Below are 19,014 nucleotides of genomic sequence, written 5' to 3'. Positions count from 1 at the left end.
GAAAGCGGGTTCAGCGATGCTGAACCGCTTTAGTGGCAGGGGAAGCCGAGCAGGTGGCGGCCGTCATGCACGAATTCGTGCACATAGGTGCCGCGAATCAGCGAGGTGGCGCCTTCTTCCGCGCCGACGAAATAGATCGCCAGCATCAAAAGCAGCCCGCCGAGGATGGCCCAGGGCAGAAGCTCGCGGACCGGAATCGCAACCGGGCCGTAGCTGGGGGCGAAGGTGGTGTCGGACATATTGACCTCCCTTGGGATACTGCGTCCCGTTGATCGAGTGCTGCGGAATAAGGCCTGACTTTCGGCTGGTGCCGATCACAGTGGCGCGACCGTGCCGGACTCGCACCGGCTTCCAATCCCGTATAGCATTAAGACACTTGTCAGTACTTCGTTCGCCTGTCAACGACATGTAATGGCGGCACGGCTTCGTGAGGCCTGTTTTTCGCTGTGCCACGGAGTTTTTCATGCTTGTCCGCCTGACGATGATCGCAAGCGGAGCGACGCCCGGGATGCGCAAGGGCCGCTTTCCGAACGATGAGCCGCCGGAGCCGCGCGCCCTCGATCGCGCCGGCGCGCTGGCCGCTTCGCTGCGTCGCGCCGACCGTATCTGGACAAGCCCGGCGCTGGCCGCGCGGCGGACGGCGGAGGCGCTCGGCCTTGACGCGACGGTCGAGCCGCTGCTTGCCGAGCAGGATTTCGCGCGCTGGGCCGGCAAAGGTTTCGAAGAGGTGCAGGCCGAGGATCCCGAAGGTATGGCGGCCTGGTTCGCCGGTACAGACGCGGCGCCCCATGGCGGTGAATCGCTCGCCGACGTCGCCCGGCGGGGTGCTGCGCTGATGGAGCGGCTGGCCGGCGAAAGCGGTCACACCGTCGCGGTGACGCATGCCATGCCGATCCGCGCCGCCATGGCGCATGTGCTCGGCGCGCCGCTTTCCTCGGTCTGGAAGATCGACATCGAGCCGCTGTCGCTCACCGAGTTCCGCAGCGACGGCCGCCGCTGGGTGCTGCGCGCGAGCGGCGTGGTCGCCGGCCGAACAGTCGGGGACTATTAGCCCCCGCGCGCGAACGGCACGATACGCAGCCAGCAGACGGTCAGGGAAACGGTCGACGCGACGGTGAGGCGGCGCCGATCCGGAGGCTAAAAGTCCGGTTTAACATCGGGTAATTTTATATCGGACTGATAGAACCAGCGTCTCGTCCACTCAAAGGGCCCCTCACAAATTGCCTTTAGCGGTCTATAATTCGGTGATTCAACCCAAATGTTACAGCGATACCACTGCCCGTCGCTTTTGAGCGTCTTGTCAAATTGAAAAACAATTGTCTGGACTCTGCCTATCGTGGCGTTGTAGAGGCGATGACAATTACTGTTAATCAGTGACCCATCTTCGTTTTTCGGCACGGCTTGCTTCGGGGGGATCCTCTTTGCGATCCACCGTCCGTAGGGTTTGTCTCGTGAATACTCCATGTCGGCGGTGTAGATCAGTTCCCGATGAACAAACTGGGCATGGTCACCAAATCTATGGAACCGGGATGTCATCTGAATAAGCGGAAGCTTAATGATCCGCTCATTCGCTTCCTGGAGGGGCGTGCATTCAGCATTCTGTTCTTCTGGACGTAAATTAGACCCTTGGGAGGCCACACATGTCACGGGAGGGCAGATCAGGCAGGCGGAAAGAACGGCAACACCAAAGATTCTGCTCATCACGTTCTACCGGTAGAGGTGTGGGTATCTGGCCTTCTCAGCCTGGCAATTGCTCCCTCTCTGAGCCGCTATAGCAAATGCTCTTTCATAGGTACGTATAGCCTTCTTGAACTTAGAGGACTTGGGCGTCAGGTGTTTGTCTATCCCATCGTACAAGAGGACAGGAACAGCTATCATAGCTTTTCCATCTTCATTTAGCCTCAGCGCCGGGCATTTTTTCATCACACCGACGAGGTTGCCGGCGATTGTAGCGGCCAAATTTAACTTGGTGTCGGGCAGTCCTGCCAGATACTCGATATTTGAGTTCGCGGCCCAAGCAGCCGAACACGCGAACGAAATTTCTACGAATGTCGCGAAAGCGAACCTAAGTTTCATTATCTCCACCCCCAGCTTTAATGAGCGAAGCACGTTTGAGCTCGTATTAGTAGCCGAAGACAAGCCATCGGGTTCCATATCCACAAGCGGGTTAGATTTTCGCGTCGCGCCCCCGATCATTGCCCCAATCGATAGATTGGAGCAGCTATGCTGCGCTGGTGCGCTCGTTCAACTCCGTCATGGTAACAACGAGCGCATCCAACAAGGCAACCGACGCTGCTTCGGGAAAGCTACAACAGCCGTCAGGCCCGACTGGCCTGGTCGTTTCAGCAATCGCTAACGGAACGGAAACGCCTCGTTGCTATCGTGCTTTCCCATGGCGAGGAGAGCCTTGCCTGAGGAGCCCGCCGGATATGGCCAATTTTCCCGAGATCGAACGCCGTCTTCATGCGCGCGAATTCGTGCTCAAGGAAGCCACGATCATCGCCGCCGGCGTCAGGATCGGCTGCTCGGTCAGAAATCAGCACGAGCAGGGCGCGGAATTGCGCGTCGGTGCCAATGTGGAGATTCCGGACCGCTTTCTGCTCGAGGTCCCGGCCGACGATACGGCCTATCGCGCTTTGGTGCGGTGGCGGCGCAACGACCGCGTCGGCGTGGCGCTCTACAGCAACGCGCCAAAGGACTGATGCTCAAAAATAGCGGCGCACGCTCGCCCTGTAGGCGCGGTAGGGTTCGCCGAACTTGCGTTCCAGATAGGCCTCCTCGCGCAGCACCACGCCGTAATGCAGGATGGGGAAGCTCGCGATGGTCGCGATGACGGCCCACCAGCTGTCAAAGAGCAGCCCGATTCCGAGAAGCAGTCCCATCAAGCCGACATAGAGCGGGTTGCGGGTGAAGCCGAACGGGCCGCCGGTGATGATCGCGGTGGTCGGCAGCGTCGGGTTCACATTGGTGCCGCCGCGCAACATCGTCGAGCGTCCCCAAGCGATGATCGCAACCGCCAGTACTGCCAGCACTACGCCGAGCACGATGGTCAGCGGGCGACCGCCGATCGCCAGCGGCCAGACATAGCGCAGCGCCAGCATCGCGATCAGCGCCACGAGAAAGAGCAGCGGCGGAAACACCACCACGCCCGGATTGTCCGCTTTGTCATCCATAGCCATCTTCATCGACCAGGCGCCATTGCCGCCACTATGCACGGACGCGCATCGTCCAGCAATTCGTGACTTGATCCTGCCTAGGCGATGTGCAGCCCGGCATATCGGGAACACAACCGTGGCGCGCGCGTTCACTATCGCCGATCGACAGGGATTGCGCGGATGAGCAAGACAGCCGTTTGGGTGGCGCTGATCGCCATCGTTCTCGTGGGCCTCTATTTGTTGCAGGCCAATGGCATGATCCGGTTCTGATCAGGGCGGCGCGTCACCATTAGCGGGCTCAACAGCAGCGACTCCCTCCGCACCCGCTCGCTGCCTTCTGTTCTTCCAGCCAGCGGTCGCGCGGCTTGCAGCTTGACGGCCGTGGCGACAGCTCGACCTCAACCGTCCCGCCAACAAGGCTCGGCTGGGCTGCCCGGTGCAGTTCGATGGGGCGCACGCCGTCGCTGACCTCGAAGGTCAGCTTCGCCGCCTGATCGAGAGCGACATGGTCCGAAACCTTGCGGATGATCGCGGCGAACTTGCCGGCTGGCATATGGACCGGTCCGCCTTGGTCCACGTCCCACAGCTGGACGAATATCTCCGACCATGATTCCGGATTCGCTTCGCAATCCAGCGCCGCGAACTGTCCCGCCTTCACCTCGGTGACGTGGTAGCCAGGCTTTACCGGCCGCCCGTCATAGCGGAACACCAGTGGCCTGTCCTTATGATCGGCCAGCGCCATCAGCAGATCGCCGATGGTCAGGTCGGAGGGATCCATAGGAGCGATGTTTTTCCGATTGTCAGAAGAGAGCATGTCGGCTATTCCTCATTTCAATATTTCAAGGATTGTTGAAACGTGGATGAACGTCAAGCCCTGACCGCCTTTGGCGCGCTGTCGCAGGAAACACGGCTGCGCCTGCTGCGGCTGCTGGTCGTTGCCGGTCCGGAAGGCATTGCCGCCGGCTCGCTCGCCGAGCAGGTCGAGGTCTCGCCGTCCAATGTCAGCTTCCACCTCAAAGAACTCGAGCGCGCCGGTCTTGTGACCGCGCGGCGCGATGCCCGCTCGATCGTCTACAGCGCCGAGTTCGACGCGCTGTCCGGATTGATCCGCTTCCTGATGGAGGACTGCTGCTCGGGCCGGCCGGAAATCTGCGCGCCGGCGCTTGCGGCATCTTGCTGCCAGCCGGGCGAGGAGAGCCGGCAATGACCGTCACGCCCGCTACCCAACTCCCCATTGTCCAATCCAGGGTCGACCGATGAACACTTTCGATCTGCCGCGCCGGTTCGCGGCTGAAGCTTTGGGCACCGGTCTGCTGGTGGCGACCGTCGTTGGCTCCGGCATCATGGCCGAGACGCTGACGCATGACACCGCGCTGGCGCTGCTTGGCAACACGCTAGCAACCGGCGCCATGCTGGTGGTGTTGGTCACCGTGCTCGGGCCGATCTCCGGCGCGCATCTCAATCCGGCCGTTTCGCTGGTGTTTTGTCTCAACCGGTCGCTGCCTGCTCGCGATCTCCCTGCCTATCTGTTCGCGCAGGTCGTCGGTGGAATCGCCGGCACGATCGCCGCGCATCTCATGTTCGCCCTGCCGGCGCTGGAGGTCGCGACGAAACTGCGTGCCGGGCCGGCGCAATGGTTCTCGGAAGTGGTCGCGACATTCGGCCTTGTCGCCGTCATTCTCGCTGGCCTTCGCTTCGAGCGGCGGGCCGTGCCGTGGCTGGTCGGGCTCTATATCACAGCGGCCTATTGGTTCACGGCATCCACTTCCTTCGCCAATCCCGCCGTCGCCGTGGCGCGCTCACTCACCAACACTTTTTCCGGCATCAGGCCGCTCGATCTGCCCGGCTTCGTCGTCGCCGAATTGCTCGGTGCCCTGACCGCGCTCGCGTTGATGGGCTGGCTGCTGCGGCCCGCGGCCATTCCACAACCCTTGAAAGCAGAGCCATGACGGTCACGATCTATCACAACCCCGACTGCGGCACCTCCCGCAACACGCTCGCCATGATCCGCGCCAGCGGCGAAGACCCTGTCGTGATCGAATACCTCAAGACGCCGCCGGGCCGCGAAAGGCTGCTCGAACTGATCGCCGCGATGGGGATTTCTGCGCGCGAGTTGTTGCGGGAGAAGGGCACGCCTTACGCCGAACTCGGCCTCGCCGATCCGAAATGGAGCGACGATGAGCTGATCGATTTCATGCTCGCCCATCCGATCCTCATCAACCGGCCCATCGTCGAGACGCCGAAAGGGACAAAACTGTGCCGGCCGTCGGAAGCGGTGCTGCCGCTGCTCGACAATCCGGTGCGGGAGTTCGTCAAGGAGGATGGCGAGAAGGTCGCCTATCCGCCAGGGCAAGCCTGATTGGAAGCCACCGCGCCCATCGTACACAACCGCCGCGTCCTCGTTACGGCTCTTGGCATCACGCAGATTCTCGCCTGGGGATCATCCTACTACCTGCCCGCGGTGCTTGCCGCGCCGATTGCTAGAGATACCGGTTGGTCGTTCGCGTCGGTCGTTGCCGGGCTATCCTGCGGGCTCCTGCTTGCCGGGCTGGTGTCCCCCGTCACCGGGCGGCTGATCCAGCGCCACGGTGGGCGGCCGGTGCTTGCCGCCAGCTCGTTGCTGCTGGCGGCCGCGCATTCGCTGTTGGCGACGGCGACCGACTATCCTCTTTATCTGGCTGCATGGCTGCTCATGGGCTTGGGCATGTCGAGCGGCCTCTACGATGCCGGCTTCGCCACACTCGGCCGCCTCTATGGACAGAGCGCGCGCGGCGCCATCACCAACCTGACGCTTTTCGGCGGCTTTGCCAGCACCGTCTGCTGGCCGATCAGCGCCTTCCTTGTCGAGCATGGCGGCTGGCGCACCGCCTGCCTTGCCTATGCCGCGATCCATTTGGCAATCTGCTTGCCGCTCCATCTGTGGATAATACCGTCGCCTCCGGCCGCCGCGCCTGCGCCGGTCAAAGACAGGTCGAAAGAGGCATCGGCCACCGGCAGAGCGCGGGCGCGCTTCATTCTGCTGGCCTCCATTCAGACCTTGGCCGCACTGGTCGCGTCCATGCTCTCCGTGCATCTGCTGACGCTGCTGCAATTGCGCGGCGCGAGCCTGGCAGCCGCCGTCGGACTTGGCGCGCTGATCGGCCCTTCACAAGTCGGCGCTAGGGTGGCGGAGCTGCTGATCGGCCGCAACCGGCACCATCCGATCTGGACGATGCTGACATCCGTAACGCTGCTTGCCGCCGGAATCTGGCTGCTGCTGACGAGCCAGACTTTCGTTGCTCTCGCCTTGATCCTTTATGGCGCGGGTAACGGCATCCATACGATCGCGCGCGGCGCGCTGCCGCTGGTGCTGTTCGATCCGCAGCAATACGCGGTGCTGATGGGCAAGCTCGCGACGCCCAGCCTCATCGTCCAGGCGGCGGCTCCGTCCGTAGGAGCGCTGCTTCTTGGCACGGGCGGCGCCAATTTTATCCTGACCACGCTGGCGCTCGCGGCAACGCTCAACGCGGGGCTGTGTATTTGCCTGCTTGCGAGCATGCGCCGCTGATCCTTGAAGCGGTTCATCGCCCCACGAAATCGCCGACCTGTCCTGGGCTTTCTCGCCGCTCCAGAGGGAACCCGCCACACATTTTTGACGCGACGGCAATCCGCGTGACGCTCGTCAGGCGATAAACGAATACCGCGCCCCGCAAAAAACCCGACCCGGCAATTGCCGGGCCGAATTCTCTTGATTGATTCACAGTCGCGAAGCGTCCCTGTTCAGTCGCGATGCTCCGGCATCGCCTTGAGCTGATCCTTCGTCCAGCTGGTGACTGCATGCACGTCGCCGTCCTCGTCGCGCATGAAATCGAGCTGGCTGGCTGTGACGGCCACCGGCTTGGCGCCGATGCCGAGAAAGCCGCCGACATCGATGACGACTTGGCTGCCGTGCAGGTGGTCGACCGAGCCGATCTTCTCGTCATCCGGGCCGTAGATGGTGGCGCCTTCGAGGATGTCGGGCGTCAGCTCGGCGTTGGTCAGTCTTACGTGGCTGGTGTGGTCCATGGCGCATCTCCTGTGGTTGTACAGGGATGAACCTCTGATCGGGGCGAGGGTTCCGCCGACGGAGCGAAAAGCGAGCGCTGCTCAGCGAAGCGCTGCCCAGCCCGTCACGAGGACGAGGACAAGCGTGACCACCGCTCCGGAGACATAGAGGATCGTCCTGACGCTGCCGCCCTTGGCGGCATTTCCGCCGCGCAGGTAGATGATCATGTGGACGAGACGTAGCGCCAAGTGAACCCAGACGAGCACGGCGAGCGTCACCGGCTCGACGCCAACCATCATCGCCAGCAACACGGGCACGACGAAGGGCCCGAGCGCCTCGACCGAGTTCATGTGGACGCGATCGATCCGGTAAAGAGAGTTGTCGTCGTCCGCCGGGATCACCGGCCCTGAAAGCTTGCCGGCAAAACCCTTGGACGAGCCTGAGTAGATCGCCAGCGCGACCGACTGGAGGCAGAGCGCAAGCACGCCGAGGGTGCTCAACCAATAGGCTTCCATTGTTTCCAGTGCTCCTCCGATCGCCACCATGCGGGCCATGCCCCCAGGGGTGCCGCTGTCAGGCCGCCCGGGAAAAAAGCGCCTGGAACCGCTGCAGGTAGAGCGGCCAGCCCTGATCGCCGTCGACTCCGCTGCGCACGCCTTCCCAGCCTTGGCCATGCCGTTCGATATGGCGGTGCTCGATTTCGACCCGGGTCCGGTTTTCCGCCTCGGCCGTGAAGCGGACCTCCCACTCGCTCGTCCTGGCGAGGTCGGTTTCGATCTGCCAACGCGGGCTGATGTCCCAGCTCAGAAGCAGCCGGTCGGGCGGATCGTAGGCCAGCACGCGGGCGAAGCGGCACTCTGAGCCATCGACGCCGCGGTCGTAGACGTGGCCGCCGACGCGCGGCTCGAAGATCGTTTCCGCGATCGGCACGGCAAGCAGATTGTGCTCGCGCGGCTTGAAGCTGCCGAAATCCTCGGTGAACACTTTGAAGGCGCGCGCGATCGGAGCCTCGACGACGACGGAATGCCTTACGGGAGCAGGTGCCGGTTGCTTGATCATGTCTCGTCCTTTGTCGGTTGCTCGATGGCCAGCTTGTAGGCCGCAAGCGTCTTCACCCAGAACTGGTCGATCTCCGCGCGAAACGCCGCGAGCCCGTCCGGATCGATCCGGTAAATGCGCTCCTTGCCGGAGCGCGTATCGGCCACCAGCCCGGCATCCTTGAGCACCTTCAGATGCTGCGAGACGGCCGGCCGCGTCACGGGCAGCGCATTGGCGAGCCCGCTGACCGAACTGGGTCGGTCGACCAGCAGTTCGAAGATCGTGCGTCGCGTCTGATCGCCGAGCGCAGTCCAGTATTTCGCGTTAGTAGCCACTAACGCGAAAATTAGGACGGTGCGTCCGACCTGTCAACCCGGATGGAGAGTGCCACCTGTGGCCGGTCCGATTGGCTGGCCAACCGCCTCTTGGTGCAAGATTTTTCCGTTCATTTCCGTGAAATCAGCGCAAACGCCGGGGATTGGTGGAGGCCGCCCCAACCTCGTCATTCCATGGCGGAGCAGGGAGCGAAGCGACGCGGCGCAGACCATAGAATGTCGATCGCGATGGGCGTTTCGGCCAATCTCCAACGCGTACCACCTGCCAACGCAAACAGGGCCGACCGGTCAAAATCTCAATGCAGTGCCACTAATCGACACCGCGCTTGCGTGCTTGCAGATCGCGCGCCGCTTGCTCGATCGCAGCGCGGTCGTTGCCCAGCCTGTCGAGCAGCTCTTGCGCCTCGTCGCCCGAAATGCCGGTGCGCATGGCAAGCGCCTCCACCGTCAGCACATCCGCGCTGTCGATCTCGCGCGTTTCTGGCAGCGCATCGTCTGCCGTCATCGGCAGGGCGGCCTCGCGGTCGATCTCCAACTCCGCCTGATGCCAGTGCCGTTCATGATTGCCCAGGATGCCGCCCTCGCGCTGAAAGATCTCATAGGCACGCTGCCTGATCTTCTCGGTCCGATCGTCGTCGTCCATCGCCGTTCCTCCTTGCGTGTCACAAGAACGCAGGACTGGGCGGAACGATCCGTGGCATCGCGAAGGTGATCGGGTGCTGTGCTGCCGGTCAACATGCCGGGCGTGGCGACAATCGCGCAGGTGGTTCCCCCACTCCGTCTCGGCGCTGCGCGCCGAGCCACCTCTCCCCCCTCCGGAGGGAGAGGAACGCCAATCGCCGGGGGCGAGCAATGGCAATCGCCAAGTAGAGAGGAAATAGCAATGCCGAGGTCGCGACGTTGCCGGTCAGCATTTCCTCTCCCTCCGGAGGGGGGAAAGGTGGCTCGGCGAAGCCGAGACGGGGTGGGGGACGGCGCTGAAAATATCGGCCACGTCCGCGGCCATTCCGATCCGAATAGTAAGCCTGGCTGCCCGCCGCTTGCCCCTTACGGCCCGTATATCGCCACCGCTTTGCCGAACATGCCTGGCTCCGGCTTCACGCCCAGCCCCGGCCGTTGCGGCACGGCGATGTGCCCTTGCTTGATGACGACCGGGTGCTTCTGGTCGAAATGGCCCTTGATGTATTCCTGGGCGATCCAGGCGCCCTCCATGCGGCGCGGCTCGACGGTCGCGGCCAGATGCACGCACGCCGCCGCGATGATGTCGCCGCCCCAGGCGTCGTCGCAACTGTGCGGCAGCGAGCGGATGGCACAAAGGTCGCGCACCGTGGTCATCTTCGTCAATCCGCCCAGGCGCGTCACCTTGAAGCCGAAGCCGTCGGCGATGCCCAGCGAGATCGCCCGCAGCACGGCGTTCTGATCCTCGGTGCTCTCGTCCAGATAGACCGGATGCGTCATGCGGCCTTTTAGCGTCGCGATCTCGTCCATCGTGTTGCAGGGCTGCTCGAAGACGAAGGGAATTTGCTGGCAGACCCGGTCGAGATGGATCGCTGCGGCCACCGTCAGGCCTCGGTTGCCGTCGACCGCTAGCCGAGCCTTGTAACCGACCGCTTCCCAGACCTTGTGAACGACGGCGACGTCTTCCTCCAGGTTGCGGCCTCCGATCTTGACCTGCAGGCGCGGGTAACCGGCGCTCACCTTGTCGGCGGCGATCCTCGCCGTCTCGTCCGGGGCGCCGACGATCAGCGAATAATAGGCCGGCACGCGGTCGGTCAGCGCGCCGCCCAGCAGCGTCGAGACCGGCACGCCGAGTTTTTGGCCGAGCAGGTCGAGGAACGCCATGTCGAAGGCGGCCTTGGCGTAGCCGTGGCCGTTGAGCCGCTCGTCCATCTGCTTGGCCAGAAGCCGGATCGAGGCGATCTCCGAACCGATCAGCCCCGGCGCGATTTCGGCGATCGCCGCGCGGGCGCCCAGCGCATGATGCGGCTGGTAGACCGGGCCGATCGGGCAGGTCTCGCCCCAGCCGGCAAAACCGTCATCGGTAACGATCTCGACCAGCGTCGAATCCAGCGCCTCCACATCGGCGCTGGCCATCCGGTAGACGCCGCCTTTGACCGGCAATTGCGCCGAATAGACGTTGATCCGATCGATACGCATACGGCTTCCCTCCGAAGGACACGTCGGCAACGGGCCTTTGTAGGCCCCGCCTATTACATCCGCGCCCTGGCCGAGGTCGGATCGTAAGGCGAATCCGCGATCACCTCGGCGACCTTCCAGTCGCCCAGAATCGCGACGTCGAGCTTGGTGCCGGGTTTCGAAAACGGTTCAGGCAGCAGCGCCAGCGCCACGTCATGTCCGAGCGCGTAGCCGTAGCCGCCCGACGTGATGCGCCCAACCAGCGCGCCGTCGCTATAGAGCCCTTCATTGGCAAGCGTGCTGGCGCCGTCGGTCTCGATCCTGAGCGTCACGGATCGCCGCTGGTCGTTACGCTCCTTGTATTTTAGAACCGCGTCGCGCCCGACGAAGTCGCCCTTGTCGAGCCGGATGAAGCGCTCCAGCCCGCTCTCCAGCGCGTTGAGCTCCGGGTTCATGTCGCGATACATGGCGCGATAGGATTTCTCGAGCCTGAGCGACTCCAGCGCGTGCAGCCCGACCAGCCGCATGCCGTGCTTCTCGCCTTCCTTGAGGATCGCGTCGAGCAATCGCCGCTGGTAGGGCAGGGGGTGATAGAGTTCCCAACCGAGCTCGCCCTCATAGTTCACCCGCAGCAGCCGCACGTCGCTTGCCAAGGCTACGCTGCCGGTCTTGACGCCGAACCAGGGAAAACTTTCGTTGGAAAGGTCGATCTCCGTGAGGGGCTGCAGCACGGCCCGCGCGTTCGGCCCGACGACGGTAAAGCAGCCGCGGTCGTTGGTGACGTTCTTCAAGGATACGCTGCCGTCGGCGGGAAGCAGTCTTGAAAGGTCGTCGAAGTTCCAGCGTTCGGCACGCGGCGTCGAGATCAGGTAGAACAGGTCCTCGCCAAGCCGCGCCACCATATATTCCGCCTGCACGCCACCGCTGGTGGTGAGGTGATGCGCCAGCGTCACCTTGCCGACGGCCGGCAGGCGGTTGGCGATGATCCGGTCCAGCCAGGCGGCCGCGCTGGGACCTGACACCTCGAACTTGGTCATCGGCGTCATCTCGACCAGGCCGACGGCGTTGCGTACCGCCTGTACTTCCTCGCCGACGAGGTTTCCCTTGGGCGTCCAGCGCCAGCTATATTGGTCCTTGGCCTCAACGCCGTCGCGCGCGAACCAGTTGGGCATCTCCCAGCCATTGAGTACGCCCCAGACCGCCCCCAGTTCCGTCAGCCTGTCATAGGAAGGCGCGGTCTTCTGCGGCCGAGCAGCGGGCATGTCCTGTCCCGGGTATTTCTGCTCGGCATGCGTGCCCCACGCCTCGCGCACCTTCTCGCGCGCCCATTCCTTGTTGGCGTAGTCGCCGAAGCGGCGCGGGTCGAGATCGGATGTGTCGATACTGTTGCCGCCTTCGACGATCCGCTCCGACAAATAGTAGCCGATCGCTCCGCCCCACAGAATGCCGCCCGGCACGCCTTCGGCCAGCCAGATATTGGGCAGGCCCCAAGCCTGCCCCATCAAAGGCAGCTCGTCCGCCGTCATCTGGAACGGGCCACGCACATTGGCCTTGATGCCGACGCGCCCGAGCGCAGGCACCAGCTGCAGCGCCTGCTCCCAGTTCCACGACACCGCCTCGAAATCCTCTTCCAGCAGATCGGCGCCGAACCAGTCGGGAACGCCGTCCTCGGCGAAGAGCTTGAGGTGTTCGGTGCGCTCATAGGGACCGAACATCAGCCCGTCGCCTTCTTCGCGCAGATACCCTTCAAAACCCTCGTCGCGCAGGATCGGCATTTCGGGCCGGCCGGCGCGCTTGCGCTCCACCACCTCCGGGACCGCCTCGGTGATCCAGTACTGGTGCAGGATGGGGATCGCCGGGATCTCCAAGCCAAGCAGCACGCCGGTCTGGCGCGCGTAATTGCCGGTGGCGCAAATCACGTGCTCGCAGGTGATGTCGCCCTTGTTGGTCTCGACCAGCCATTCGCCGGAAGCGGTCCGCTTGAACCCGGTGACCTCGGTGTTGAGATAGACTTTTGCGCCGAGATCCCGCCCGCCCTTGGCCATGGCATGCGTCACATCGGCCGGCGCGATATGGCCGTCATCGGGATGGTAGAGCGCGCCGAGCATGTCCTTATTGTCGAGCAGCGGCCAGAGCTTGCGCGCCTCATCGGGGGTAAGCAATTGCGCCCGCATCCCCTGCACCTCGGCGACGCTCATATAGCTCTTGAACTCGTCGAGTCGGTCTCTCGAGTTGGCGATGCGCAACTGCCCGCATTTGTGCCAGCCGACCGGCTGCCCGGTCTCCGCTTCGAGACCCTCATAGATTTCGATCGTCTTTTTGATCATCCGCCCAACATTGATGTTGCGGGAATAGGACGGAATCAGCCCCGCCGCATGCCAGGTCGAGCCGGCGGTGAGCTGCGTGCGCTCGAGGAGCGCGACATCGGTCCAGCCGCGCTTGGCCAGGCCATAAAGAATACCCGCGCCGACGCATCCGCCGCCGACGATCACCACCCGCGCATGTGCTTGCATCGAACCACCAAACCCAGACCATTCTCCAAACCGCGCCGTCGAAGCTACAGGCGAGGCAAGGCGGTGTAACGTTCTGAAAAACTGAGGATGACGATAAATTGAGCTTATGCAGCAATCGCGATTGGCGGATCGCGACCCGGCATCTCACTGCACTTGCCCGTCCTGCGCCGTCTCGTCCTTGAAGTCGACTTTGGTGCCCGGCTTGACCATGGCGGCGAGGTCCTCGGCGTCCCAGTTGGTCAGCCGGATGCAGCCATGCGAGAAGGTGGTGCCGATCTTGCCCGGGTCAGGCGTGCCGTGGATGCCGTAGCTCTCGATGGAGAGATCGATCCATACCGATCCGACGGGATTGTTGGGCCCCTTGGCGATGGTGAACGGCCGCTTGCTCTTGACGCCCTTGAAGGCGAATTTCGGATTGTAACGATAGGTCGGATTGTGCACCACGCGCTTGACCTCGGCCGTGCCGCTCGGCGCCGGCTTTTCCTCGCTGCCGATCGAGGCGGGATAGACCGCGAGCGCTTTGCCCGAAGCATCGAGCGCGCGCACCTGGCGGGCACCCTTGTCGACCTCGACGCTGGCGACGGCCGCGGGAGGATCGCCACGGCCGACATCGGGCACCACCAACGTGGTGTCGGCCTTCCTGAAATCGGCTTTGGGATTGAGCAGCCTCAGCAACTGTTCGCTGACATGGAAGCGCTCCGCCAGTTTTTCCCGCGCGTTGCGATAGCCGAGCCGCTTCAGACGCGCCATCCGCTCCATACGGGCGGGAATGCGCCTGGTGAACGGCCCGCGCACATCCTTGGCCGTGACCTCGTAGTTTATCAGCACCGGCCCGGCGAAAGTCGCCGCGAGCTTGTCCCAGGTCTCGCGGGTGAGCTTGCCGTCGGAGGGCAGTCCGTTGGCCGCCTGGAAGGCTGCGACGCCCTTGGAGAAATTGTCGGAAAGGCGGCCGTCGATCAGGCCGGGGGAGAAGCGGGCGCGATCGAGAAGGATCTGCGCTCTGAGCACCATCGGATCGACGCCCTTCGGCTCGCCCTCGCTGAATTGCGCCTGGTTGACAGCGGCGAGGTCGAGCTTGGCTGCCAGCGTCCCGCCGCACGCGAGCACGAGCGCCAATCCAGCGATAACAAGCAGCCTGATCATCGACGTCACTCCAGGATCGCGGCAAGAGCCTGTCTCTATGACGCGGCACGGCCGATGTGGTTCCTGTCGCGAGGAGCCGCACGAAGATCATCACGAGTGTGCGCCTTCTCCCATATATGTTTGAATTTTAAGCTGGAAACCAGTTCCCATGAATGCAGAGAACTGGCATTATGGTCTCAGGGCCTGCGCATTTTCTTATTCCATGGCCCCTTGTCCTGGTAACCGGCGGCTCCCCAACACCCCCCGCCCATGCCGTCGGTTGCCCTGTTGGGCGCTTTTCTGAGCCCGGACGGCTGCGTCAGCTGCGGCTAATCATCGGCTGGAATTAAGCTTCTGGATACGTCCCTTATCCAGCCGGAACACGCCGTCGGTACCGCCTTGCTGCTCGAAGTCGGTTTGAAGCTCGTCCCACGTGCCGAGATATGCGCCGCACTCGGCGCAATGGATCGGTGTTGCTGGCTGGGCATCGGCCGGGATCTGCAGACGAATGGTGCCGCAAAACGGGCATTCCAGTTTGTGGTCCAGATATTCGCCAGCCATTTTGCGGAGCATCGCGCAACAAGCACGTCTTCGCAAGCAGGGAATTTCCGGCGAGCTTTGCTTCAGCCGGGTCGATCTTCGAAGCAGCCGGTCGCGAAATGCCGCCGCCAGATCCGGCGGGCATCCGCCGCATTCAGCCGGTCACACGCGACTTGAGGTGGACGTCTGAACACGCGCCCTTATCATGCGTGCTTCTCGCAGAAGCGACGGTCGGTCGCGCCCAACGGCCTTTATCAGCCTTCTGGCTTGGGCCTCCGAGATGCCGGTTTTCTCTTTCAGCAGAATGACGAGCTGCTTGTCGTCAATTCGACCGTGGGAACTCCCTTCACCGGGTTCAGTCATATCAAGATCCTCCTTCCAACCGAACTAGAAGGGCCGCCGAAAGTTTCAACTCGGTTTTGACTGGCTAGGCGCTCCGCGGCGGCATTATCCGCCCAGCGGTCTTCGCAAGGCGAATCGAGTTGGCGGAAAGCCGTCCGGCTTTTGGCTGTCGAGCCCGGAGCTCGCCCGTTAAAGCGGCTCGATCTCCGAAAACAGCCAATCGCGAAACGCCTTCACCTTGCGCTGGTGGATCGCCTCCGGCGGGTAGACCAGATAGAAGCTGGAGATCGCCTTCAGCGCATGATCGAAGGGCCGCACCAGCCTGCCGGTGGCGAGATCGGCCGAGACGAGCATGGTCCGGCCGAGCACCACGCCTTCGCCCTGCACGGCCGACTCCACCGCGAAAGTGGCTGAATCGAAAGTGAGCCCGCTATTCGGGTCGACATCTTCGACGCCGGCGCTGGCCAGCCACGCGGCCCAGTCGATGCGGTAGCCGTCGCGGATCAGCGTGTGGTGCTTGAGGTCCTGCGGCTGCTTGAGCGGATGCGGCCCTTCCAGAAGCTTCGGGCTGCAGACCGGAAAGACTTCCTCGCCGGTGAGAAATTCCGACGTCAGCCCGTGATAGTGGCCGGCGCCGTAGCGGATGGCGACGTCGATGCCGTCGCCGCGGAAATTGGTCAGTCGCCCGGTGGTCGAGACGCGCACGTCGATATCGCCATGCGCGCGGTGAAAGCGGTAGAGCCTCGGCACCAGCCATTTTCCGGCGAAGCCGTCCGAGGTGCTGACGTTGAGCGTCGAGCCGGAATGGCGCGAGGTTGCGGTTTGCGTCGCCAGCGCGACCTGGTCGAGCGCCTCGCGCACGGCGACCGCATAAGGCTCGCCGACAGGAGTGAGCCGCACCGAGCGTGTCGCCCGCTCGAAAAGCTGCACGCCAAGCTGATCCTCGAGATGCTTCACGGCGCGGCTGATCGCGCCATGGGTGAGGTTGAGCTCGTCGGCGGCCCGCGAAAAATTCAAATGCCGTGCAGCGGCCTCGAAGGCCGGCAAGGCGTTGAGTGGCGGCAGTCTGCGGGCCATGTCGACAAAGCCATTTGTGAGTTATGGTAACAAATACTTGCCGAATTTTGGTTTGTCTGTCGAGCCTTTTCCAATCAAAAATCCTCACAGAATTTGTGATCAATACTCACTTCAGATCAAACCTGCGAGGACATCATGGCCACCGTTCATCCCTTCCTCTGGTTCAACCTCGATGCCGAAGCCGCGCGAGATTTCTATCTCTCGGTCTTCAAGAACAGCTGCGCGCTGCGGACCATCGAGTTCACCGACAAGCCGCATGCGATCTTCGATTTCGAGCTCGAAGGCCAGCGCTTCACCGCGCTCAACGCCGGCGGAGTGCCGCCCTTCAACGAGCGGATTTCGCTCTACATCGAAACCAAGGACCAGGCCGAAACCGATTATTTTTGGAACGCGCTGACCGCCGGCGGCGGCTCGGAGCAGCCCTGCGGCTGGCTCAAGGACAAGTTCGGCGTCTATTGGCAGGTCATTCCCGAACCGGCGCTGCGCCTGATGAACGACCCCGACCGCGCCAAGGCCGACCGGGCGCGTCAGGCGATGTATTCGATGAAGAAGATCATCCTCGCCGATATCGAAGCAGCCCACGCCGGCCGCGCCTGATTTTGAACCCATCGCGGAAAGACAGAGAAGACCCATGACCAATCTCACCATGACATCGCTCAATGGAAAGAAGATCATCGTCGTCGGCGGCAGCTCCGGCATCGGCTTCGGCGTCGCGGCAGCGGCGCTTGAAAGCGGCGCGGAGGTGGTGATCGCCGGCCGTTCGGCCGAAAAGCTGAAGGCCGCCGAAAAGCGGCTCGGCGGGGCAGGGCGCGTGACAGGCATCGCCACCGACATGGCCAATGAGGCCGAGGTGTCCGGCTTGTTCGAGCAAGCCGGCGCTTTCGATCATTTGGTGGCGACGGCCGGCACGCCGCCGCCCAATTATCCGATCGGCGAGACCGACATGGATTTCGTGCGCCAATTTGTCGACGGCAAGCTGATCGGCGCAGCGATGCTGGCCAAGCACGCCGTGCGCACGCTGAACAAGGCTGGCTCGATGATCTTCACCTCCGGCATCAACAAGGACCGTCCGCCGGTCCCCGGCGGCTCTGTCGTCGCGGCGGTCGCCGGCTCCTTCACCTATTTCGCCCGGGCGCTGGCGCTGGAACTTGCGCCAACCCGCGTCAACATCGTCTCGCCCGGGTGGGTGGATACCGAAATGTGGGACGAGATCGTCGGCGCCGCCAAATCAGGCTATTTCGAGCAGATGGGCGCCCGACTGCCGGTGGGAAAGATCGCCAGGCCCGCCGATATCGCGCCGGCCTATCTCTATCTCATGCAGACCGAGTTCATGACCGGCGAGACCGTCCACATCGACGGCGGGCAAAGGCTGGTGTGAGCGGCAGAGCCGGACCTCGATTTGAAGGTTCCGGCTTCGCCTATTGCCGTCCACAAGGGCCGGCGTCGCCTTCCAGACCTTCGCGGCCAATGGCGTTTCCGGCGGAACGCTAATATAGATGATGCTCGAATGAGCAGCGCCTCCGCACCGTCGAGGAACGCCATGCGAAGGGTCATCGTCGCAGCTATGTGGATTGTCGCCGCGACAGGCGCCGACGCCCATGACTGGTACGAAAACAAGGTCGACCCGGTGACCAACTTCAAATGTTGCGGCGGCACGGATTGCCGCCCCATCCCCGAGTCTGCCGTGCAATCCGGGACCGACGGCGGCTATGTCTATCTACCCGACGGCTTCAACATCCCGCCTGACCGCGTGCAGGAATCGCCGGACGGCCGATACCATATCTGCGAGAACCATTACGTCATAACCAACCAGCCCTATCTGCGCTGTTTCTTCGCGCCGCGGCTCAAGGTCTCCCGGCTGCTCCCGCGCTAGTCACGGCCCTCGACATCTGCATGGCACCTGACACTGGTCATCGCCACCCTTTGAGCTTTCACTTTCGTGCGAAGCTGAAGGTGAAATGGCTGCCGCGGTGATAGACGGCGGCATGGACGACCGGGGTTCCGGTCCCATCGAAACAGGTTTCCGTAATGAGCAGGGCTGGCCCAAAGTCGCGCAAGTCGTTGCGCTGCACGATTTCGTCGGGCAGCGTTACGGCTGCAACGGAGGCGGCCGACATACGCGGCTGATGGCGGTGCTTTTCCAGCAGGGCGAGCAGCGAGCCGCTCCATTCGATGTCGAAAAGGCGCCCCGGCAAAAGGCTGCGCGGTACGTAGTCGAGTGAATAGATGAGGGGCAGATCGTTGTGCAACCGCAGCCGTTCAAGCCGGATGACGCGCTCTCCGTCCGCTAACCGCAATTGCTGCTGGATCAATGGATCGGGCGTTTCCTCGGCGATGGAAAGAACCTTGTTGACGGTGTTGTAGCCATAGTGGCGCGACATGTCGGTCACGCTTTCGAACACCGTGATTGGACGGTCGACCTGGACGGCGGAGTTCGCGGTCACGAAGCGGCCGAGACCATGAGTGACGGAGATGATGCCGTCCTGTTCGAGAAGCTTCAGCGCTTCGCGCAGGGCAGGGCGCGAGATGCGGAAGCGCTGCGTCAACTGGGATTCCGTTGGCAGCCGGTCGCCGGGCTTGAGCCCTTCGGTCCTGATGAGGTCGGCCATGCGGTCGCGTAACTGAACCGCCAATGTGCGCGCGTCCCGAAGCGGCTCGTCCAAGTCCCTCTTCCCCATTGTGCCAACTCTCCTTTTGTTGTCGGACAATCGCGCCCAGGTCAAGCGGAGGCA

General features: G+C 63.1%; 24 protein-coding genes and 1 riboswitch. Of the genes, 9 read left to right on the top strand and 15 right to left on the bottom strand.

Features of this window, described 5'->3' with window-relative positions; all coding sequences use genetic code 11:
* Positions 1–29 precede the first annotated feature (29 nt).
* Positions 30–239, bottom strand: a complete 210-nt coding sequence (locus tag LB515_RS19910) for a CbtB domain-containing protein (protein ID WP_095770085.1) — start codon at positions 237–239, stop codon at positions 30–32.
* Positions 231–380: riboswitch (adenosylcobalamin (AdoCbl) riboswitch) on the bottom strand. It overlaps the preceding gene by 9 nt.
* A gap of 83 nt (positions 381–463) precedes the next feature.
* Here LB515_RS19910 and LB515_RS19905 point away from each other — a divergent pair.
* Entirely contained in the window at positions 464–1,051 is a 588-nt protein-coding gene (locus LB515_RS19905) for a histidine phosphatase family protein (protein WP_224543948.1), read from the top strand.
* 656 nt (positions 1,052–1,707) lie between these two features.
* Here LB515_RS19905 and LB515_RS19900 read toward each other — a convergent pair.
* Positions 1,708–2,076 carry a hypothetical protein gene (locus LB515_RS19900; RefSeq protein ID WP_224543946.1) on the bottom strand — a complete coding sequence of 123 codons (369 nt, stop codon included), beginning with the start codon at positions 2,074–2,076 and terminating at the stop codon, positions 1,708–1,710.
* Positions 2,077–2,429: 353 nt separating this feature from the next.
* Between LB515_RS19900 and LB515_RS19895 the strand changes: the two genes are divergently transcribed.
* A complete protein-coding gene (locus tag LB515_RS19895) occupies positions 2,430–2,702 on the top strand; it encodes a PilZ domain-containing protein (RefSeq protein WP_140846743.1) in 273 nt (90 codons plus the stop codon).
* Positions 2,703–2,705: 3 nt separating this feature from the next.
* Here LB515_RS19895 and LB515_RS19890 read toward each other — a convergent pair whose 3' ends face one another.
* The gene (locus LB515_RS19890; RefSeq protein WP_224638391.1) at positions 2,706–3,173 is read right to left on the bottom strand and encodes a methyltransferase family protein; all 468 of its coding nucleotides are present in this window, start codon (positions 3,171–3,173) and stop codon (positions 2,706–2,708) included.
* A gap of 280 nt (positions 3,174–3,453) precedes the next feature.
* Positions 3,454–3,969: a DUF6428 family protein gene (locus LB515_RS19885; protein ID WP_224708725.1), complete on the bottom strand. Its 516-nt coding sequence runs from the start codon at positions 3,967–3,969 to the stop codon at positions 3,454–3,456.
* A 42-nt stretch (positions 3,970–4,011) separates the two neighbouring features.
* On the opposite strand from LB515_RS19885, the gene LB515_RS19880 reads away from it, so the two are divergent.
* The 4 genes from LB515_RS19880 to LB515_RS19865 are packed head-to-tail and all read left to right on the top strand — an operon-like array spanning position 4,012 to position 6,702.
* Positions 4,012–4,362: an ArsR/SmtB family transcription factor gene (locus LB515_RS19880; RefSeq protein ID WP_095770080.1), complete on the top strand. Its 351-nt coding sequence runs from the start codon at positions 4,012–4,014 to the stop codon at positions 4,360–4,362.
* Positions 4,363–4,411: 49 nt separating this feature from the next.
* Positions 4,412–5,104 (top strand): aquaporin, encoded by a 693-nt coding sequence (locus LB515_RS19875; protein ID WP_224708724.1) that lies wholly within the window; start codon positions 4,412–4,414, stop codon positions 5,102–5,104.
* Positions 5,101–5,514 carry an arsenate reductase (glutaredoxin) gene (gene arsC / locus LB515_RS19870; protein ID WP_140544977.1) on the top strand — a complete coding sequence of 138 codons (414 nt, stop codon included), beginning with the start codon at positions 5,101–5,103 and terminating at the stop codon, positions 5,512–5,514. Before LB515_RS19875 ends, arsC begins: the two co-directional genes overlap by 4 nt.
* Positions 5,515–6,702, top strand: coding sequence for an MFS transporter (locus LB515_RS19865; protein ID WP_224708723.1), 1,188 nt, complete (start codon positions 5,515–5,517; stop codon positions 6,700–6,702). It abuts the gene before it with no gap.
* A gap of 212 nt (positions 6,703–6,914) precedes the next feature.
* On the opposite strand, the gene LB515_RS19860 is transcribed toward LB515_RS19865, so the two are convergent.
* The 10 genes from LB515_RS19860 to LB515_RS19815 form a co-directional block, all read right to left on the bottom strand.
* Positions 6,915–7,199 carry a hypothetical protein gene (locus tag LB515_RS19860; protein WP_040980340.1) on the bottom strand — a complete coding sequence of 95 codons (285 nt, stop codon included), beginning with the start codon at positions 7,197–7,199 and terminating at the stop codon, positions 6,915–6,917.
* Between the two features lie 81 nt (positions 7,200–7,280).
* Positions 7,281–7,694: an MAPEG family protein gene (locus tag LB515_RS19855; protein WP_224708722.1), complete on the bottom strand. Its 414-nt coding sequence runs from the start codon at positions 7,692–7,694 to the stop codon at positions 7,281–7,283.
* 58 nt (positions 7,695–7,752) lie between these two features.
* Entirely contained in the window at positions 7,753–8,238 is a 486-nt protein-coding gene (locus LB515_RS19850) for an SRPBCC family protein (protein WP_140847962.1), read from the bottom strand.
* Entirely contained in the window at positions 8,235–8,552 is a 318-nt protein-coding gene (locus tag LB515_RS19845) for an ArsR/SmtB family transcription factor (protein WP_224708721.1), read from the bottom strand. Before LB515_RS19845 ends, LB515_RS19850 begins: the two co-directional genes overlap by 4 nt.
* Before the next feature lie 310 nt (positions 8,553–8,862).
* Positions 8,863–9,195 carry a DUF2934 domain-containing protein gene (locus LB515_RS19840; RefSeq protein ID WP_095770208.1) on the bottom strand — a complete coding sequence of 111 codons (333 nt, stop codon included), beginning with the start codon at positions 9,193–9,195 and terminating at the stop codon, positions 8,863–8,865.
* A gap of 404 nt (positions 9,196–9,599) precedes the next feature.
* Complete coding sequence (locus LB515_RS19835; RefSeq protein ID WP_224708720.1) at positions 9,600–10,709, bottom strand: mandelate racemase/muconate lactonizing enzyme family protein; 1,110 nt, start codon at positions 10,707–10,709, stop codon at positions 9,600–9,602.
* A gap of 53 nt (positions 10,710–10,762) precedes the next feature.
* Complete coding sequence (locus tag LB515_RS19830; RefSeq protein ID WP_224708719.1) at positions 10,763–13,201, bottom strand: FAD-dependent oxidoreductase; 2,439 nt, start codon at positions 13,199–13,201, stop codon at positions 10,763–10,765.
* A 144-nt stretch (positions 13,202–13,345) separates the two neighbouring features.
* Entirely contained in the window at positions 13,346–14,344 is a 999-nt protein-coding gene (locus LB515_RS19825; protein ID WP_224708718.1) for a L,D-transpeptidase, read from the bottom strand.
* Between the two features lie 312 nt (positions 14,345–14,656).
* On the bottom strand, positions 14,657–14,884 hold the full coding sequence (locus tag LB515_RS19820; RefSeq protein ID WP_095768463.1) for a hypothetical protein: 228 nt from the start codon (positions 14,882–14,884) through the stop codon (positions 14,657–14,659).
* 510 nt (positions 14,885–15,394) lie between these two features.
* The gene (locus LB515_RS19815; protein WP_224708717.1) at positions 15,395–16,282 is read right to left on the bottom strand and encodes a transcriptional regulator GcvA; all 888 of its coding nucleotides are present in this window, start codon (positions 16,280–16,282) and stop codon (positions 15,395–15,397) included.
* Positions 16,283–16,417: 135 nt separating this feature from the next.
* Between LB515_RS19815 and LB515_RS19810 the strand changes: the two genes are divergently transcribed.
* The 3 genes from LB515_RS19810 (at position 16,418) to LB515_RS19800 (ending at position 18,155) form a co-directional block, all read left to right on the top strand.
* Positions 16,418–16,879 carry a VOC family protein gene (locus tag LB515_RS19810; RefSeq protein WP_224708716.1) on the top strand — a complete coding sequence of 154 codons (462 nt, stop codon included), beginning with the start codon at positions 16,418–16,420 and terminating at the stop codon, positions 16,877–16,879.
* A 34-nt stretch (positions 16,880–16,913) separates the two neighbouring features.
* Complete coding sequence (locus LB515_RS19805) at positions 16,914–17,660, top strand: SDR family oxidoreductase (protein WP_224708715.1); 747 nt, start codon at positions 16,914–16,916, stop codon at positions 17,658–17,660.
* A gap of 162 nt (positions 17,661–17,822) precedes the next feature.
* Positions 17,823–18,155 carry a hypothetical protein gene (locus tag LB515_RS19800; protein ID WP_224708714.1) on the top strand — a complete coding sequence of 111 codons (333 nt, stop codon included), beginning with the start codon at positions 17,823–17,825 and terminating at the stop codon, positions 18,153–18,155.
* Between the two features lie 58 nt (positions 18,156–18,213).
* Here the strand turns inward: LB515_RS19800 and LB515_RS19795 are convergent, their stop codons facing one another.
* Entirely contained in the window at positions 18,214–18,945 is a 732-nt protein-coding gene (locus tag LB515_RS19795; protein ID WP_140700344.1) for a GntR family transcriptional regulator, read from the bottom strand.
* Between the last annotated feature and the right edge of the window lie 69 nt (positions 18,946–19,014).

Source organism: Mesorhizobium sp. CA15, assembly GCF_020165215.1.
Lineage (GTDB): Bacteria > Pseudomonadota > Alphaproteobacteria > Rhizobiales > Rhizobiaceae > Mesorhizobium.
The sequence above is the reverse complement of the archived record's forward strand: the minus strand, read 5'-3'. Positions and strand labels throughout refer to the sequence as shown.

What these genes read in the sequence shown, in the direction of transcription:
- LB515_RS19910 (WP_095770085.1), bottom strand. Translation starts at nt 239, where the DNA reads ATGTCCGACACCACCTTCGCCCCCAGCTACGGCCCGGTTGCGATTCCG.
- LB515_RS19905 (WP_224543948.1), top strand. Translation starts at nt 464, where the DNA reads ATGCTTGTCCGCCTGACGATGATCGCAAGCGGAGCGACGCCCGGGATG.
- LB515_RS19900 (WP_224543946.1), bottom strand. Translation starts at nt 2,076, where the DNA reads ATGAAACTTAGGTTCGCTTTCGCGACATTCGTAGAAATTTCGTTCGCG.
- LB515_RS19895 (WP_140846743.1), top strand. Translation starts at nt 2,430, where the DNA reads ATGGCCAATTTTCCCGAGATCGAACGCCGTCTTCATGCGCGCGAATTC.
- LB515_RS19890 (WP_224638391.1), bottom strand. Translation starts at nt 3,173, where the DNA reads ATGGATGACAAAGCGGACAATCCGGGCGTGGTGGTGTTTCCGCCGCTG.
- LB515_RS19885 (WP_224708725.1), bottom strand. Translation starts at nt 3,969, where the DNA reads ATGCTCTCTTCTGACAATCGGAAAAACATCGCTCCTATGGATCCCTCC.
- LB515_RS19875 (WP_224708724.1), top strand. Translation starts at nt 4,412, where the DNA reads ATGAACACTTTCGATCTGCCGCGCCGGTTCGCGGCTGAAGCTTTGGGC.
- arsC (WP_140544977.1), top strand. Translation starts at nt 5,101, where the DNA reads ATGACGGTCACGATCTATCACAACCCCGACTGCGGCACCTCCCGCAAC.
- LB515_RS19860 (WP_040980340.1), bottom strand. Translation starts at nt 7,199, where the DNA reads ATGGACCACACCAGCCACGTAAGACTGACCAACGCCGAGCTGACGCCC.
- LB515_RS19855 (WP_224708722.1), bottom strand. Translation starts at nt 7,694, where the DNA reads ATGGAAGCCTATTGGTTGAGCACCCTCGGCGTGCTTGCGCTCTGCCTC.
- LB515_RS19850 (WP_140847962.1), bottom strand. Translation starts at nt 8,238, where the DNA reads ATGATCAAGCAACCGGCACCTGCTCCCGTAAGGCATTCCGTCGTCGTC.
- LB515_RS19840 (WP_095770208.1), bottom strand. Translation starts at nt 9,195, where the DNA reads ATGGACGACGACGATCGGACCGAGAAGATCAGGCAGCGTGCCTATGAG.
- LB515_RS19835 (WP_224708720.1), bottom strand. Translation starts at nt 10,709, where the DNA reads ATGCGTATCGATCGGATCAACGTCTATTCGGCGCAATTGCCGGTCAAA.
- LB515_RS19830 (WP_224708719.1), bottom strand. Translation starts at nt 13,201, where the DNA reads ATGCAAGCACATGCGCGGGTGGTGATCGTCGGCGGCGGATGCGTCGGC.
- LB515_RS19825 (WP_224708718.1), bottom strand. Translation starts at nt 14,344, where the DNA reads ATGATCAGGCTGCTTGTTATCGCTGGATTGGCGCTCGTGCTCGCGTGC.
- LB515_RS19820 (WP_095768463.1), bottom strand. Translation starts at nt 14,884, where the DNA reads ATGGCTGGCGAATATCTGGACCACAAACTGGAATGCCCGTTTTGCGGC.
- LB515_RS19815 (WP_224708717.1), bottom strand. Translation starts at nt 16,282, where the DNA reads ATGGCCCGCAGACTGCCGCCACTCAACGCCTTGCCGGCCTTCGAGGCC.
- LB515_RS19810 (WP_224708716.1), top strand. Translation starts at nt 16,418, where the DNA reads ATGGCCACCGTTCATCCCTTCCTCTGGTTCAACCTCGATGCCGAAGCC.
- LB515_RS19805 (WP_224708715.1), top strand. Translation starts at nt 16,914, where the DNA reads ATGACCAATCTCACCATGACATCGCTCAATGGAAAGAAGATCATCGTC.
- LB515_RS19800 (WP_224708714.1), top strand. Translation starts at nt 17,823, where the DNA reads ATGCGAAGGGTCATCGTCGCAGCTATGTGGATTGTCGCCGCGACAGGC.